The following is an 18,228-nucleotide window of genomic DNA, read 5'->3' on the forward strand; positions in this document are numbered from 1 at the left end:
TATTATATAAGAATGATCAATTAATGATAAAATAAAAATATGAGCAAAGTAAAATATTTAGGAGAAGTTTATACACCCAAGAATGTTGTTGATATGATGCTAGATAATATATCTTATAAAGATGACATTATTCTTAACAAACATATTATTGATAACTCTTGTGGTGATGGGGCATTCTTAAAAGAAATTGTTAATCGGTATTGTGATGCTTATTATCAAAAAAACGGTAGCTATGATAATATAGAAAAAGATTTATCTAAATACATACACGGTATCGAGATACAAACAGATAAAGTTGAACAATGTATAAATAATTTAGATTCTATTTTAAAAGAAAGAAGAATAAAAGAAGTTTGATGAGATATATTAAATGCAGATACAATACAAATCGATAAATATAACAATAAAATGGATTATGTTGTCGGAAATCCTCCATATGTTAGAATCCATAATCTAGCGAAAAATTATGATGCTGTTAAATCGATGAAGTTTTCGAGCAAAGGGATGACAGATTTATTTATAGTTTTTTATGAAATAGGAATTAATATGCTTAATGATACTGGAATATTAAGTTATATAACACCTACATCTATAACAAATAGTAGAGCAGGAACAAATTTCAGAAAATATATTATCGATAATTTACTTTTTGAAAGTTTTATCAACCTTAAGCATTATCAACCTTTTCAAGGTATTACTGCATATACTGGTATATTTACCTTAAATAAATCCAAAAAGAATGAAACAACTAAATATTTTCAATGATTAGGTTTGGGTAAAAAAGAATTTATATCTGAATTAAGTCCAAGTATTTATTTTATTAATAATAACTTCTATTTTTCGAACATTGAAAATCTAAACACCATTAAGAAGATAATAACATTTCCGGATAAAAAATGCAAAAACTTTTTTGTAAAAAACGGAATAGCAACTCTTGCTGATAAAATATTTATTAGTAAAAAATTTTTATTTGATTCAAAATATATTATCCCTGCATACAAAGCTTCGACAGGTAATTATGAAAGTATAATCTTTCCTTATGATATCAATGGTAATTTAAAAAATTTTTCTTCTTTTGAAAAGAATTTGCAAGATTATTTTTTATACAACAAGGATGTTCTTAATGCACGAAGTATAGAAAAAAATGGCATCTGATATGGTTTTGGAAGGACACAGGCTATAAAAGATGTATATAAGGAAAAAATATCTATAAACACCCTGATAAAAGCACAAAAAGATATTAAACTAAATATTATAGATCCTGGAACTGCAATTTACTCTGGACTTTACATTACCGGCGATATTTCTTTTAAAAAGATAAAAGAAATATTAGATGAAGATTTTATTAAATACATTGAAATTTTAGGTAAATATAAAAACGGTGGTTATTACACCTTTTCAACTAGTGATTTTAAAAAATATATATGTTATAAACTATATGCAGAATGTTTGGATAATAATGAATAATAAGATTTTAGAAATTTTAAAAGATAGTTTTGTTTCTTATATTATCAATGGTTCAAGAAGTAATAGGAAGCTAAAAATTTTGCACAGTCAGATTGCAATGGATATAATTAGCAAATTAAAACAACTTCAAGATAAAAATGATATCTACAAAGTTGTTTCATTAGATTTAAAAGATGGCAAAGAAGAGAAGATTTGTGGTAGATATATGGATAAAACAGTTGATATATTGATAAAGAAAAACGATGTAAATTTCGCTGCAGTCGGGGTAAAATTTATTATGTCTAATTTTAAACAAAATAAAAATAATTATTTTGAAAATTTATTAGGGGAAGTAGCAAACATCCGAAGTGCAAATATTCCTTATTATCAAATCTTGTTTATACCTGAAAAACTTCCTTACTTTTCTAAGAATGCTGGCATTATCAAAAAATGAGAAACAGTTACTGAAAATGACTTAATCAAATACAGAATATTAGGTAAAGATAATACAAAAATATATTTTCACTCCCCTGAAAAAATGTTTATCGGTATTATTGATTTTAATTATGATAATATAGATTTTAAAGACTATGAAACTTTTTCTACATTTTTCCTTGATATAAAACATAATAACAAATTCTCCTTCTCTAAAATACCTTCATATGATAAAAATACACAAGCAGATTCAAATTTAATAATAAACGATTATGAATTATTTATTCAAAAAGTTGTTTTTCACATCCTTTCGATTTAATAATAAAGTATCATAACCTTGTTTTTGAAACTTCTTTGGTATTTAAATGTATTTTTACTATAAATTTTCTCTTTTAGACAATGTAATAAAGTAGGACGCCGGGGTGGTACCACCCCGGCGATTTTTTTGATAAAAAAGGAGTAAAAATATAGCGAAAACACCTAACTCACGAACAATGAAAGTTTTGAATCGAAAAATATCAAAGTTGTAAATCTAAAATTGAAGTAAATATTTTTTGAATTGAATTTTGCAAAATTAGAAATACAAAATTAACAAAAGAAGTAATTAAAAATTTCAAAAATAAGATAAAAATATATAATTTAAATATGAATTTATGCAGCAAGACAGGAAAGTCTTTGAAGAAAAATAAAGGTGTCGGAAGAAAGAAAATTAAGTTAAACATTAAATACGATGAACTGAATAATTACAGCAAAGAGTTTGTGATAGAAATTTTGAAAATTTTTACTGAATCCACAAATAATGAAATCGATTTAGATGAAGCAATTTCAAAAATTAAGAAGTTAAATTCTTATGTTTCGTTAAACAAAATTCTTTACCTTTTAGGTATTTCAAGAACTAGTTATTTCAGATGAAAGAAACAAATTAATTTACCAAAACCAGAAGCTAAAAATACTTCTGATGAAGAACTTGTTATTAAATCTTTCAAAGAAAATAAAGGTTTATATGGTCGTGTAAGATTATCGATTTACATCTACAAAAAATATAAAATAAACCTAAATTACAGGAAAATAGGGAGAATAATGAACAAATTTTCTTTAAAATGTCTCGTTAGACAAAAGAAAAGAAAAAAAGAAAAAAAGGATACAAATGTAAAATTTATCGATCTTGTGCAAAGAGATTATAACGGTGAAAAGAATAACATTGTTTCTACAGATGTTTCATATATTACTGCTCCAAAAGATTCAGAATCAAATCATTTATATTTATCAGTTGCAATACATCACAAAACAAAAGCTGTTGTGTCTTGAAACCTTTCAGAAACAAATGACACAAAACTTGTTATTGAGCATATTTCAAAAATTCATTTTAAAGATAAATGAATACTTCATTCCGATCACGGATATCAATATTCTTCAAAAGAATATATAAAGTTAACACAAAAATTAAATGCTCAAATTTCAATGTCACGAATAGGAAATTCACTGGACAACAGAGAATCAGAATATTTCTTTTCTGTTATAAAATCAGAATGCTTAAATTTATACAACTTAAATAAATTAACATTTAACGAAATTTATCAATTAATTGATGAATATATAAATTTTTATAATAAAATTAGATTCCAATCAGTTTTAAATTGGAAAACTCCACAACAATGTTGGAGAGAATTCAATTTTTAACAAAACACATTTTTAGTACCACAAAAGTGTCCATGTTTATAACAGCGAAATTAGAAATTTTAGTTTATAATTTATATAAATATTTTTTATGTTAAATACAAAGTATTAAACATAAAAAATAAGAAAGGAAGTTAAAATATGAAACTTATAAGTACTGCTCATATATATATATATATATAGAAGTGTAATTAAATATTTTAACTTGCTAAAAATTCAAACAGCTTGTATTTTTAATACAAGTTGTTTTCTATATAAATTTAGCAAGTTAAAGGGGGTGTGTTATTAAAATAACAGATTCCCAAAATAAGAACAATAATCTTCATTCGGCAAAAAGAGCAAAAAACGATGAATTTTTCACTTTATATGAAGATGTAGCGAATGAAATAAAATATTATGAAAATTTTCTACAAAATAAGCACATTTTATTTCCTTGTGATTATGATTACGATACTTTAAAAGAATCGCAAAAACAAGAATATCGAGAAAAAGGTTTTGTAAATGGTATTAATGATAATTTTGCTTTTTCTCGCTTTTTCAATGCTAAAAATCAAGGAAATGATTTTAATAAAGGTTGAAATAATATATTACATTTTAGTAGTTATAATCCAGAAACAAATGAAGGAACTACTTTTCAAACAAGCATCCCAGAATTTGCTAAAAAACATCCTGATGGTGTAGTTATAACAAATCCTCCATTTTCTCTATTAAGAGAATTTATAAATTTACTAATTGAAAATAATTTGAAATTCCTTATTATTGGTAATAAAAATGGAATTTCTTATAATGACATCTTTAAATTAATAAAAGAAAATAAGGTTTGATTAGGAATTACAAGTCCCGGGGACTTTGTTACAGGTGAACAACCAACAAAAAGTCTTAAAGGTTTAACTCGTTGATTTACTAACATTGAAAACACAACAAGAGAAACTAAATTAATGTTATCTAAAAGTTGAGCAGAAAACCCCGAATATTATCAAAAATATGACAACTACAATGCAATTAATGTTAATAAAGTTATTGATATTCCATATGATTATGATGGAGCTATTGGAGTACCTATTACATTTTTAGATAAATACAATCCAGACCAATTTGAGATCATTGGTAAAATGTCTACAACAAAATTAGATGAATTTGAATTAGGTTACCCTTTTATAAATAAAAAAAGAATATATAGTAGAATAATAATCAAAAACAAAAATCCACAAAGGATGGTGAATAATGGAAACAAAAGAGTTTAACATAAAAGAATTAGTTGATAAAACTAATTCAGGTGATATTATAAGTGATATAACATTACAAAGAGAAATTATTTATAGCTCAGAAAAACAATCGTTAGTTATAGATACTTTGATGAAAAAACTTGTTCTTCCTCCTATTATTTTGTGAAAATTAAATGATAATAAGTTAGAAGTAATCGATGGAAAACAAAGAATTCATTCTATAAAGAAATATATAAATAACGAAATTACTTGAAATGGTCAAAATTTTAATGAACTTGGTAAAAGCGACAAAGCTAAGCAAGATGAATTTAGTAAAATGAAAATTAGCGCTGTAATTCATACAGGAACCGAAGAAGAAAAACGAACCGCTTTTTATCGAATAAACACTTGTGGTGTTCCTTTAAGTGAGTTTGAAGTTATAAACGGATTGGTAGATAACAAATTCATCCAAGAATTAAACCAATATGTAAAAGATAACAAAAAATTAAGAAATCTCTTTGGTGAAACAAACTCAAGAGGAAAATATCAATTTATCATTTTAAAACTTGTTTCTAAACTTTCTAATGTGGAAAATATAGCAAAATGAATGAAGAATCAAGAAAGTTTTAGCAATCATAGTATAAACATAAATAAAATACTACGATTTATCGAGAAAATTTTCCCACAGATTAACAATAAATATAAAGATATCCCTCTTCTTTTAAAACTTGCAGATAAATATAAGGATAAACAATCTCAAATTCTACAAAATGCAGTGCAAATAAAAGCACAAATAACATTGTTTTATAAAGATAAAGATTTAATGAAAATAATCGATACAAAACAAAAAGAGAAATATTTCATCGAACTTCTTGAATTAAAAACTACGGATGTAGATAAACGAAGATTCTTCAATCTAGAAGAAAAGGAAACTTTATTTAATAAAAATAAAATAAATAAACCAGATAGCAACTTAGTTGTTGCTAAGTGTGCTAAATGTTTAAATGAATTTGAAAAATCTAATTTAGAAATGGATCATATTATTCCATGGAGCTTAGGTGGCCCAACTAATTTATCAAATGCTCAATTACTTTGCAAAAGTTGTAATAGTTCTAAAGGTAACAAAGAAAACACAGTTTAACTGTGTTTTCTTTATCAAATAAGTCTATTTGAAATAACATTATATGTTTGTGAATTGGATTGTTCTTCTTTGTTTTCTGATACTTCTTGTTCTTCTTTTTCTTCTTGTGCATCTAACATAATTAAGGTGCTAAAGTTTTTAACTAAATTGTTTTTGAATACTGCTTTTTCTAATGCATAATTAATTGCTGGTAGACTAAACAATAAAATCAAGTTTAAAAAGTAATATAAAACAGGTAAGTAATTAGGTATTAATCCACCTTTATTTTGGTCGTAGAATACTCCTCATCCATTTGGATTTGTTGCATTTGAACCTAAGAATGTAAAGATAACTACTAAGTATACTATTTCAGCAACTGCTATTCCTGTGACAGCTAATGCAGCAGAAATATAAAATACTCATTTATTAATCTTATTAGTTTCACTGATTTTATGTCTTTTTATTGCGTATAATAAAATTACCAGTGCATAAATATTAAAGAAGAATAAGGTTGGATAATTTGATACTGCATCGATTAAGATATCAGTATTTAATACAATTGCAGGGATGTAAATTAAAACACCTCAAAATGCAAAAATAATTGTGATGTAAATTCAAAATGTTTTTTGTAATCCAAAACGTTTAATCAAAGCACTTGATCCAAAGTATAGTTTGGCTTTTACAGTATTATGGGTTTCATTAATAAATGCTGCACTAAGTCCGTTTAAAACCCCAAATGTTGAGATTAAAATAAAGAATCAAATAATAGGACTGATGTATGCTGCAACTGATTTAGGTAAAGTATCTGATAATAACCCACCGATGTTACCTTGATTATGTAAAATTGATGAAAGTGCAATTAAGGTGTATATTACCACCACAAAAGCCATTCCAAAGAAAATTGCCTTCGGTACATTTTTGTTCGGTTTTTTAATCTTATGTGACATTGATGCATTACCTAAGAAAGCATCGTAAGCAAATAATACAGCAGGTAAAGCAGCAACCAATCCTTTGATGCTAAATGATTTACCTATAATGGTAAATGCATTTACTCCACCAGCATTATGTACATTTGGTAGCACAATTCCGATGAATAACGCTACTAATATAGGTACAAATTTTAATATAGTAAAAAATGACTGTAATTGCCCTGATGTTCGAGTTGATGCATAGTTTAGTAGCATAAACACGATCATAAATAACAATCCAATAATAATATGAACCACACTATGAATATGTGATGTATCAAGTTTTGAAGCAGCGCCAATGAAGGTGAATCATACTTCAGAACCAAATATTCCAAGTAGTGCATTTAAAGCACCAAAGTAAAATGTTGAAAATGATATGGATGTAAAGTATCCAAGTCGTGAACCACCTACTTTAAAGGCTCAATTTGATAAACCTGTCAGTTTTGTGTTCTTAAATGAGCCAATTTCAGCAAACGATAATGCTGCTGTAAGTGAAATTAAACCTCCTACTATTCATGCTAGTAATCAAGTGACTCCATCTCCTCCTGTGGTCCTAGAAATAGAACCATTTTTGAAGAAGATACCAATTCCGACAACAGAACCGATTACTAACATTAAGGAGAAAAATAAACCAATTTTTTTATGTTTCATTACTTCCTTTTATGTTTTGATATGGTATTTTTAGTTTGTATGTATGTATTTTAAGATTCTGAAATTTTGCTTGCAAAATTTCTTGTATATGGTTTGCAAACACCTGTTCTACCAGGTGTGGGATTGCTAGAACAGCAATTTTATGTTCTTTATATGTAATTCAATCACTTCATTTAACATCTGATGTGATAAATAATGCAATAGGATATTTTTTAGTTAACTGATTGATTGTTATAATATCACCTGAACCTGCTAAAATAACACAATATGAGTATTTATATTCTAAATCAGATGCATTGCTTTGAAAGTTAGATAAATTTAAATATTCCCAAAAAAGTTTTTGCACATCTGAAATAGATATTTTTTTAGCAATTATCGCTGTGTATCTAGGACCTTCAGAAATTACATAGTTTGATAAATTTATCGCTTTTGCAATTTGATATGAAGTTCCATTTACATCAAAATCATAGTTTGTATGTATTGAATATGCACTAATTTTATTTTTAACCAACCCTTTTTTGATTTGTTTTTTATACTCTGCTTTTTGTAGCATATCGGTCTTTGTTTTTTCAAACAAAAAGGGATGGTGGGTGATAATCAAATTACACTGATTTTCTAAAGCAAAGTTATAAACATCAGATGTTAAATCGATAGCTAATACAACTGCTGTTACTTTTTTATTTTTATTTGCTTTCAAAGCATATCCAGATGGATCTCATATTTCTTTATTAGACAAAGGAAATAGATTTTCTAGATATTCTATAATAGTGTTTACGGACATTAATATCTTAAATAATCCCTTAAATTTTTACCGTATTTAGGATTTCCTTTTAATTTGCGTAAGATCTTGTTTTCAATTTGTCTAATTCTTTCTTTTGAAACATTGTTACGCATTTTTGCTAGTTCTTCTAAGGAGTGAATCCGATATCGTTGTCCGTTTTCATCATATCCTATTCCATAGCGACGGCATATAAGTTCTTTTTCTTCTTTTTCTAAATAATTATCAATCATATCAAGCAAAATAGTATGTAACTCCTCGTGGGCCGCAAAATCCACTGGATTAATTACTACTTCATCCTTAACAAAATCACTAAACGATGAATCATTTTCTTTTCCTACTTGTTTGTCAAGTGAAATAGGATCAATATTTATTTTTTTAATGTAACCAACTCTTTCAGCAGTGAAATCTCCACCAATACGCTCAGCAATTTGTGCTAAGGTAGGTTCATTACCTAACTCATGTTGTAATTCACGTTCGATTTTAGATACCTTATTAATGGTTTCTACCATATGAACTGGGACTCTAATGGTTCGTGCTTGATCAGCTACAGCACGGGTGATAGCTTGTCTAATTCACCATGTTGCATAAGTTGAAAACTTATATCCTTTATTAACATCATATTTTTGTACTGCTTTCATTATCCCTTGATTTCCCTCAGAAATCAAATCAATAAACGAAAGTCCTCGATTTTTATATTTTTTAGCATTATTAATCACAAGACGCAGGTTTCTTAAAATTAATTTATCCCGAGCTCTTTTACCACGAAAACCACCACGGTCCATTTCTTTGGATAATTGTACTTCTTCTTCTTCAGTTAATAGTTTTCCATACTTACCAATTCAACGCATATATCATTTGACTATATCATTTGTTTCAGTAAGTTTGTTAGTTAAATTACGTGCTTTTTTATTCTCGGTTTCTAGCAAAGTTGCTTGTGAACCTAAGGTTTCTAAATCAAAGTCACCAAAACTAAATTCATCATCAGAAGCATCATCAAAAAACATCGAATCTTCTTCTTCAGGTTCTTCATCTTTTTCTTCATCTTCTTCATCATCTGTTGATAATGATTCTAAATCATAATTAGGTTCTTCGGTGTCTTCTGAAAAATCTTCATCTGCATCAAATTCATCTAATGGAAAATCTACATCATCTAAATCTAGAGTATCGGATTTGAAATTAGGTTCCAATTCTTCTTCGATTTGATCTCTGCTAACTGCATCTAAATCACCTGCATCACTGTGGTTTTCTAAAATATTTGCTTGAAATAAAGCATCTAAAAAATCATCGTTTTCTTCTGCATCAACATATATATTATGATTTAATAAAATGTCAAACACTTTTTCTTGAGAAAAATGATTTGTTTTAGATTTTTTCATCTCTGTTTTTAAAAGCTTGATAACATCTTTGTAATCTGACATTTTACCTCTTTTCTATTCTTATTTTTTTGTTTTGTATATTGGCTAATTCTTTTTGATATTCACTTTTACGACGAAAGTTTTTAATTTGATTTTCAATATAAAATTGCTCATTTGCTTGTGCCGCTTCCTTAACATATGGAAGTAAATTTAACTCAACTGTATCATTTTTTGCTGCATTTTGATACTGCAAATCTATATCATTTTGACATTGCTGCATATATTCTTGAAAATATGAATAACTTTGCTGGTCGCTTTGAAATTTACTTAATTTCAAAAAGGTTTGATATAAATGTTCTTTTAGTTCTGTTAATTTTGCTTCGATGTTAATGTTTTCGATTGCTTTATCAGCACTTTCGAAGATATCTTGCTCAATTACTTCATTAATTTTTAGGTTGAACATTTTTATTTCAGTATATAAATCTCGCAGTTGTGCAGGTTGGCTAAAAATGACTTCTAAACCTTGTTCACTATAAAATAAGTTTGAAAAATCATTACGACAAAGCATAAAAATCAAAATCTTTAATCGCTTGAATTTGCTTATTTCATCAAAAAAATGTTTTTTATTCGGTTTTATTTGAAATTTTGGATTAACAGGAAATTCAAAATTCATATCAAAGGGATGTTTTTGAATTTGTCTAGGTTGATAATCAACATAAATATTATTTATATCTATATCATAGTTAAATTCACTCTTTATTTTATTTTTAAAATATGCTTTATTTTCGTTTGATAAGTATGATAAATAACTATTAAATTCAATTACAAATTCCTTGATTTTATTAAAATCAGAATTTTTTGTTATAGCAAAATTTATTTTTAATGTATCATAAACAAAATCAATTGCTCCCCGTGTGGTTTGCATCAGTTGTTTTAAGGTTTCTGCTCCTTCTTTATTTAAAATCTCATCAGCATCTTTTTGGTATGGATTTATAATAACATCAATGCGATTAATTTTATTCGATAATAATGTCTTAATAGTTTTTAATGTAGCATTTATCCCTGCTGCATCATTATCTAAAAATAATTTAATTTTATAATTATATAAGAGTGGAATATGTTGATTAGTAAGTGCTACACCCATTAAAGCAACAACATTTTTTATCCCTGCTTTATAACATGCAATCGCATCCATAAAACCTTCTACAATTACAACTTCGTTACTGCTTTGAATGTGATCTTTTGCATTAAAGTAGTTATACAAGATTTTGGATTTATTAAATAAATTACTTTCAGGTGAATTTATATACTTAGCTACTTCGTTGGTTATTGTGCGGCCACTAAAACCCACTATTTGACCATATTGATTTTTAATCCCGAAAACAACCCTATTATGAAAGTATTCTACATAGTTTTCGTTAATCAAACCACTGCTATATAATTTATCAAATCCATAACCTAATTTTTCATTTAAGTGTTTTGATAATAAATTAAAGTCAGGTGCAAATCCTATATCAAAATAACTTATAAGTTCGCTATCAAATAAATTACGTATTTTCAAGTAATTAATAGCTGCATTGTTTTTAAGTAGTTGCAATTTATAAAAAGTGTTTGCTGCTTGCAAAATTTCTAATTGTTCTTGCTCTTGTGTATTATATTCCACTAAATCGGATTTATTTAATGAACTAAAATCTAATTCTTTTCCGATGTTTTTTGCTAAATACACAATTGCATCAGTATAACTCATTTGTCTTTTTTTTGTTAAATAAGTAACTATGTTACCACTTTCTCCGCAAGAAAAACATTTATATATTTGTTTTATTGCTGACACAGAGAAACTGGGATTGCTATCATTATGAAATGGACATAGTCCTACATAATTATTACCTTTTTTATTTAATTGGACATCTTCAGAAATGATATCCACTATATTATTTGAAGAAGTTATTTCCTTAATCAATTCATATGAAATTGCTTGTGTCATTACCCTCCAAACTAAATATATTCATTAATTTGCTCAATCAAAATGCGAAATTGCTCCATTGTATCGCGATTTCTTAATGTAACAGTTGCATCTTCTAAACTTTGATGATCAACTGTTAAACATCAATATGTCCCAATTGCATCATTGCGACGATAACGTTTTCCGATTGAGCCACTTTCATCATAACTTGTCGAGATTCCTAAATCAATTAATTGGTGATAAATTTTTAATGCTTTTTCAGAAAGTTTTTTAACTAACGGAAGTACAGCAACTTTATAAGGTGCAATTTCTTTTGGAAATCTTAAAACTATTCTTTCATCACTTTCTGTCACTTTCTCAACATCATAACAATTTACAAGGATAGCAAGCATTAAACGATCTAAACCAATACTTGGTTCAATCACATAAGGAATTAATTTAGTATTTGTTTCTGGATCTAAATATTCTAAACTTTCTCCACTTGCTTGCATATGTGCTCTTAAATCAAAATCAGTTCGATTCGCTACTCCTAAAAGCTCACCTCAACCAAACGGGAATAAAAATTCTATATCAGTTGTTGCATCTGAATAATGCGCTAACTCTTCTGGGCTATGTTCTCGAATCCTAACATTTTCTTTTGTTATGCCAAGTTTTTTTATTAACTTCATACTTTTTTGGATATAATAATCAAACCATTTTGGCGCGTGCTCAGGATAACTAAAAAATTCTAATTCCATTTGCTCAAATTCACGAGTTCTAAAAATGAAATTTCCTGGAGTAACTTCATTGCGAAAACTTTTTCCTACTTGTCCGATTCCGAAAGGTAATTTAGCACGAGTTGTTCTTTGCACATTTTTAAAGTTTATAAAAATTCCTTGTGCTGTTTCTGGACGTAAATAAATTTTTGATTTATTTCCTTCAATTACTCCTTGAGCAGTTTCAAACATTAAATTAAATTGCTTAATTTCGCTTCATTGTGCTTTGCATCCATCATATTCAGGTAAATTTTGATTTAAATATTCTCGCATTTGATCATTGCTAAGTTGTTCAGGGATAATGTTGGAATTAATTTCATTGATTAATTTGTCAGCACGGTATCTTTTTCCGTTCACTTTGTTTTCAATTAGTGGATCATTAAAATTCCCGACATGTCCACTTGTTTCTCAAACTTTTGGGTTCATTAAAACTTTTGAATCGATTAAAAAATTATTAGTTTCTTTTAAAATAAATTCTGTTTTTCATATTTGTTTGATGTTATCTTTTAATAAAGAACCTAACGGACCATAATCTCAAGTATTTGAAAGACCTCCGTAAATTTCACTGCCTTGAAAAATAAACCCAGTGCTTTTAAGATGGTTAACTAAAACTTGCATAAATTCTTTACTATTTTTATTAAACATTTTATTATTATACTATTTTTATATTTTTTAAATATAAAAATTTGCTATTTTATAACTTTCTACAAAAATGCAAAATAAAAAAGTCAAAAGACTTTTAAATTTAGTTAAGCGGTGGAATTACACCTACTCATAATAAAATCACAAGAACAAATAGTATTGCAAGTGCTAAAGAAGCAAATAATACTGTTCAGAACATATATGGAATACGTTCTTCAGTTACTACAACTTCGCTTTCTTCTTTTGGTTGTGCTTTTGCTACATCTGAAAATACTACAACATTAGTTTGTGGTTTAACTTCAGCTGCGATAATAGGATAGTGATATGCTTGTTGTGGAACAAATGCTAAATGTAATCCTTCGAACACAAGATATGATAATCAGTGTACTAATAATACATTTCTACCACATTCTTTTCGATAATATACGGCTGTTTCTGGATTGAATTCGATTTCAGGTTTACCAACAATTTTTTCAGATAATGATTTTACAGATGTTGCCAATGAAGCAGCGACTAATTCGAATAATTTTTGTGCTTTTTTATCATCAGTAAATTTATTAGAAAGTTTTTTAGTAACTACTAAAACATTTTTCAGTTGTTCCTTGATTCTTGTTAAATCTTGCTCAGATGTTGTTTTTTCTTCTTTGAAAAATTCAGCAACCTTAGAAATTCTTTGTGCATAAACAGCTAGAGCCTCAAGTTGTTTAGTAGGTTGTAGATTTTCAATAAATTCGAATCTAATAGGTTCTTTTGAACCTGTAGAAACTTCCTTTACTACTTCCACAGGTACTTCTTTTACCACCTCTTTAATAACTTCGACTACTTTTTCAACTGGTACTTTTACTTCTTTGATAACTTGAACTTCGATAGGAACTTCTTTAGTAACTTCTACTTCCTTAACAACTTCTAATGGTACTTCTTTAACTACTTCAATTTCTTTTACTACCTCAAACGGTACTTCCTTAATAACCTCAACTTCTTTGATGATTTCAATCGGTACCTCTTTAATGACTTCGACTTCTTTAATAATTTCAACAGGAACTTCTTTAACAACTTCCTTTACCACTTCAACAATTTTTTCAACAACTTGAACTTCTGGCTCAGTTTGCTTTACTTCTTGAACTATTACCGGTGCTGCTTGACCTTGTTTTTGAAGTTCTTCGTTTAGTCTTTGTAGTTTTTCGATTTCTAAATCTTTAGCAGATTTTTTTCTTTCAATAATAAATTCATCATCAACAGGGAAGTATGTTTCATGTTTTCTAAGAACTTTAAAATCGTTTAGTCTTTCAAGGTAATCACGAGCCTCATCTGATTTTCTTGCTCCTGTTTTTGAATCAATAAAGAATTCAGATAATACATCACTTTCAACTACATTACCATCAAATTTATCAACATTGATTTCGTAAAAATCAACACCTTCTTTTCATTCTGAAATGAAAATTCCCCCAAATACTTTTTGATCTGTTTGGAATCAAGTTGCACAATCATATCCCAGTGATAAAAATCAGTTCATCGCATCTTTACGAGTTTTAAATTGAGCTAATGCATCTTTTACTTTTGGGTGCTTAAGCACTCATGGATAGTTTTTATTTAATGCTGGTTTATATAAACATAATAGACGTTTCATATTCTTCCTTTAATTTTTTTAATTTTCCTCACTTTTTGCTTACAAATAAGAATATTAGAAATAATTGTTAATATTATATAATATTATTACCACAGCAGATATTGCTAAATACATATTTTTATTCCTAAAAAATAGGAAAAAAAGTAAAAATTCAACTTTTTTTCCTAAAATAAGCAAAGAAAAAGTAATTTTTTTCTTTTTTTCCTATGGTATAGGCAAAAAAAGAAAAATAAACGAGGCAAAATGAATAACAAAGAACATATATTGGAGAAAATTAATCAAATTGTTCCAGATGAATGTGGTGTTTACTTATGAAAAAACAAGAACAACGAAATTATTTATGTGGGAAAAGCTAAAAATCTAAAGAAAAGACTTAAGCAATATTTTGAAGGACATAATAATTCTTGATTAACACCAGTAATGGTTGATCAAATAAATGATTTTGATTTCTATATATGTAAATCTGAGCGAGATTCTTTTTTAACAGAATTAAAATTTATAAAACAATTTCAACCTCGCTATAATATAAAACTTACAAACAAAAATACATATCCTTATTTTATGTTTGTAATTGATAAAAATGGTTTACATATAGATATTAGTGACAATCTAAATAAAAAAAATCTAAAATATTATTTTGGTCCGCTTACACCTACATCACAATTTTCAGCTTTTTACGATGTTTTATGTAATCAGTTTTTATATTATAAAGGACTTAAAATTACCAATAAAGATGAATCGTATTGATTAAATGCCCTTGAAGAAATTAAAAATATTTTCAAAAATAAATCGCCTGAATTTATTAAATTAATTGCACAAAAGGAAGCAGAATACAGCAGCAAATTAGAATTTGAATTTGCACAAGTTTATAAAAATGCTTCTGTGTTTATTAAATCATTATTACAAACACAAATTCTACAAATTAGCAACACTAAATCACTTGATTTTTTTGCTTTTGAAAAAGTGAATCAAAACATTTTTATTTCAATCCGATCTTACCAACACGGTTCTACCACTTATATTGAAAACATAAATCGAAAATTTCAAGGTTTGCTAACTGAATTTATCGAAAAATTTATCAACGATTACTATAAAAAACGACCAGATATAAAAAGCAAAATCTTGCTAGATTTTACTTATAAATCTGAAAACCTTATTTTTGATGATAACCTGGCTAAAAGAATCTTATATCCGCAAAAAGGTGTTTATAAAAGTATATTAGAAAACCTTAAATCAAATGCTCAAATCCAAGCAAAAGAATATGCACGAAAACATATAATCAAAGATAATGTAGCTTTATGAATTAAACTAAAACAGGAATTAAATTTATCCGAAATAGATAAATTTATTATTTTTGATAATTCTTTTGAGAATTATCAAAAGGATGTTGCTGGTTCTTCTTTATGTTTTGATATCACGGGTCAAATAAAAAACTTAACTACTTTTAATAAATTATCAGAATTCAATCAAAAAATTGATAAGCATTCAGATGTACAATTTACTTACTATAATGCTGTTTCTTTTTTACAAAAGCATAAAAATAAAATAAATGCAAATGATGTTTTTATTGCTGATGGCGGCATTGCTCAAATAAACGAGATTAAGGAAGCGTTAAAAAACTTCAATCTTAATAATCTTGTTTTTGGTTTGGTAAAAAACGATAATCACAAGACACAAAAACTTATTAATAATTTAGGTAAAACTATTCAATTATCTGATGAAAGTTTTTTATATTTCTCTGCTTTACAAGAACATGTAGACAAAAATGTGAAAAGATATTATCATCAACTTGCTGATTCAAAAAACACACTTAAAGGGTCATTAAACATCCCTAATATAGGTAAAAAAACTATCACTGCATTAATTGCTAAATTTGGAACTTATGCATCTATAAAAGAACAATCGCTTGAAAATCTTACAGAAGTCATCGGAGCAAGTAGAGCCCAATCTGTTTATAATTATTTTTACAAAAAATAGTATTTATCACAAACGGATAAACACTATTTTACATCCTGATATTACCTGTGGTTCTCGGGAATGGAATGCTGTCTCGAATATTATCCATCCCTGTTATAAACATCACAAGTCTTTCGAATCCGATCCCGAATCCAGATGATTTAAGATGTCCAAAACGTCTTAAATCAAGATATCATTGTAAGTCAGCTTGATCAATACCGAGTTCATTTACTCGTTTTACGATTTTAAAATAATCTGTTTCTCTTTGACTTCCACCGATTAATTCCCCTATTTCGGGAACTAATAAATCAAAAGCCGCAACTGTTTTACCATCATCATTTTGATACATATAAAATGCTTTAAATGATTTAGGAAAATTAATAACAGCAACTGGAGATTTATATACAACATCAGTTAAGTATTTTTCATGTTCGCTTGCCAAATCTAGTCCAAAATGGATATCTTTTTCTTCAAATATATCTTTTACTTTTTTAAGTTCTTTTAATGCATCTTGATAATCCACAATTTTTAATTCTGAATCTAAAAAATTGTGGATTTTATTTAATAAGTTTCCATCACTTAGTTTATCTAAAAACTCCATTTCAAAAGGATGTTTAGCCATGGTATTTCTTAAAACAACCTTTAATAAATCCTCTGATAATAAAATAGTTTGATGCAAATCATAAAAAGCCATCTCGGGTTCAATCATTCAAAATTCTGCTAAATGTCGTTTAGTATTTGATCGTTCCGCTCTAAATGTTGGTCCAAATGTATAAATATTTTTAAATACATTTGCATAACTTTCGCCATGAAGCTGACCTGTTACTCCTAAGGTTGATTTGTTCCCTTTACCAAAAAACGGATCATCCACATTCGAATCAGACACATTAAACATTTCCCCTGCACCTTCTCCGTCATTAGAAGTAATAATAGGTGTAGTGACATAATGAAATCCTTTAAACATAAAATACTTATGGATTTCTTGTGCCAAGGTTGAACGAATTAACATCACTGCTTTTAAAACATTTGTACGGTGACGCAGGTGTGGAATTTCCCGTAATGTTTCAAGTTTCATTTCTTGGGCTTGAATTGGGTAATCTTCATCCACTTTTTTATATTCAATTAACTTGGTAGCAGTCATTTCAATAGGTTGTGGTGCATCTGGTGTAGCTCTCAAAATCCCATGTAAAGAAAGAGCGGATCCTGGTTTTAAAGTATCAAGAACATCAAAATCAAAATCACCTTTAAACACTACCTGCAAGTTTTTTATGGTTGACCCATCATTTATTTCTAAGAAGCGAATCTTTTTATTTCCACGATTAGATGAAACTCACCCTTGAATTTGAATATCTCAGTTGTTATAAAAAATAGGTTTTAATAAAATACTTTTTATTGTATGCATTTTTCTCCTTTACTATATTATACTAAATTTGCTATCTTGCTGTGTTAAAAGTTGTTAATTCTGAAATATTATTCAAAACTTTACATAGTTACAATGTATAAAAATTATATAGCATAAAGCAGGATTAATCACTTTTTACCAGTTTTTTTAATACCATAAAAAGTTTAATTTAAGATTTTTCTGTTTACTTTTTATAATAAAACACCTTTATATAAAAATATAAAAAACAAAATCTGAAAAAGTGA

General features: G+C 27.3%; 13 protein-coding genes. 6 read left to right on the forward strand and 7 right to left on the reverse strand.

Annotation, left to right across the window (positions count from 1 at the left end):
• The first annotated feature begins 39 nt into the window (after nucleotides 1-39).
• From ACR82Z_RS04590 to ACR82Z_RS04610, 5 genes are all read left to right on the forward strand, one after another.
• Nucleotides 40-1,467 (forward strand): Eco57I restriction-modification methylase domain-containing protein, encoded by a 1,428-nt coding sequence (locus ACR82Z_RS04590; protein WP_435129410.1) that lies wholly within the window; start codon nucleotides 40-42, stop codon nucleotides 1,465-1,467.
• The gene (locus ACR82Z_RS04595; protein ID WP_435129413.1) at nucleotides 1,460-2,200 is read left to right on the forward strand and encodes a hypothetical protein; all 741 of its coding nucleotides are present in this window, start codon (nucleotides 1,460-1,462) and stop codon (nucleotides 2,198-2,200) included. The genes ACR82Z_RS04590 and ACR82Z_RS04595 overlap by 8 nt, the downstream gene beginning before the upstream one ends.
• A gap of 356 nt (nucleotides 2,201-2,556) precedes the next feature.
• Nucleotides 2,557-3,561 (forward strand): IS3 family transposase, encoded by a 1,005-nt coding sequence (locus ACR82Z_RS04600; protein WP_435129416.1) that lies wholly within the window; start codon nucleotides 2,557-2,559, stop codon nucleotides 3,559-3,561.
• Nucleotides 3,562-3,848: 287 nt separating this feature from the next.
• Entirely contained in the window at nucleotides 3,849-4,802 is a 954-nt protein-coding gene (locus ACR82Z_RS04605; protein ID WP_435130647.1) for an adenine-specific methyltransferase EcoRI family protein, read from the forward strand.
• The gene (locus tag ACR82Z_RS04610; protein ID WP_435129418.1) at nucleotides 4,783-5,904 is read left to right on the forward strand and encodes an HNH endonuclease family protein; all 1,122 of its coding nucleotides are present in this window, start codon (nucleotides 4,783-4,785) and stop codon (nucleotides 5,902-5,904) included. The genes ACR82Z_RS04605 and ACR82Z_RS04610 overlap by 20 nt, the downstream gene beginning before the upstream one ends.
• Before the next feature lie 11 nt (nucleotides 5,905-5,915).
• On the opposite strand, the gene ACR82Z_RS04615 is transcribed toward ACR82Z_RS04610, so the two are convergent.
• The 6 genes from ACR82Z_RS04615 to ACR82Z_RS04640 all read right to left on the reverse strand — a co-directional run bounded on the left by ACR82Z_RS04615 (nucleotide 5,916) and on the right by ACR82Z_RS04640 (nucleotide 14,625).
• Nucleotides 5,916-7,502 (reverse strand): APC family permease, encoded by a 1,587-nt coding sequence (locus tag ACR82Z_RS04615; RefSeq protein WP_435129421.1) that lies wholly within the window; start codon nucleotides 7,500-7,502, stop codon nucleotides 5,916-5,918.
• Entirely contained in the window at nucleotides 7,492-8,283 is a 792-nt protein-coding gene (locus ACR82Z_RS04620; RefSeq protein ID WP_435129424.1) for a Nif3-like dinuclear metal center hexameric protein, read from the reverse strand. The genes ACR82Z_RS04615 and ACR82Z_RS04620 overlap by 11 nt, the downstream gene beginning before the upstream one ends.
• On the reverse strand, nucleotides 8,283-9,701 hold the full coding sequence (locus ACR82Z_RS04625; RefSeq protein WP_435129426.1) for an RNA polymerase sigma factor: 1,419 nt from the start codon (nucleotides 9,699-9,701) through the stop codon (nucleotides 8,283-8,285). Before ACR82Z_RS04625 ends, ACR82Z_RS04620 begins: the two co-directional genes overlap by 1 nt.
• A gap of 1 nt (nucleotide 9,702) precedes the next feature.
• Nucleotides 9,703-11,622 (reverse strand): DNA primase, encoded by a 1,920-nt coding sequence (gene dnaG / locus ACR82Z_RS04630; RefSeq protein WP_435129429.1) that lies wholly within the window; start codon nucleotides 11,620-11,622, stop codon nucleotides 9,703-9,705.
• A gap of 11 nt (nucleotides 11,623-11,633) precedes the next feature.
• Nucleotides 11,634-13,001, reverse strand: coding sequence for a glycine--tRNA ligase (locus tag ACR82Z_RS04635; protein ID WP_435129432.1), 1,368 nt, complete (start codon nucleotides 12,999-13,001; stop codon nucleotides 11,634-11,636).
• A gap of 100 nt (nucleotides 13,002-13,101) precedes the next feature.
• Nucleotides 13,102-14,625: an MAG3090 family protein gene (locus tag ACR82Z_RS04640; protein ID WP_435129435.1), complete on the reverse strand. Its 1,524-nt coding sequence runs from the start codon at nucleotides 14,623-14,625 to the stop codon at nucleotides 13,102-13,104.
• Nucleotides 14,626-14,868: 243 nt separating this feature from the next.
• Between ACR82Z_RS04640 and ACR82Z_RS04645 the strand changes: the two genes are divergently transcribed.
• The gene (locus tag ACR82Z_RS04645; RefSeq protein WP_435129438.1) at nucleotides 14,869-16,602 is read left to right on the forward strand and encodes a GIY-YIG nuclease family protein; all 1,734 of its coding nucleotides are present in this window, start codon (nucleotides 14,869-14,871) and stop codon (nucleotides 16,600-16,602) included.
• A gap of 28 nt (nucleotides 16,603-16,630) precedes the next feature.
• Here ACR82Z_RS04645 and asnS read toward each other — a convergent pair whose 3' ends face one another.
• Nucleotides 16,631-17,983: an asparagine--tRNA ligase gene (gene asnS / locus ACR82Z_RS04650; RefSeq protein WP_435129440.1), complete on the reverse strand. Its 1,353-nt coding sequence runs from the start codon at nucleotides 17,981-17,983 to the stop codon at nucleotides 16,631-16,633.
• Nucleotides 17,984-18,228: the final 245 nt, after the last annotated feature.

Origin of the sequence: Mycoplasma sp. 6243 (assembly GCF_051200785.1) — a bacterium.
Taxonomy (GTDB): Bacteria; Bacillota_I; Bacilli_A; order Mycoplasmatales; family Metamycoplasmataceae; genus Mycoplasmopsis.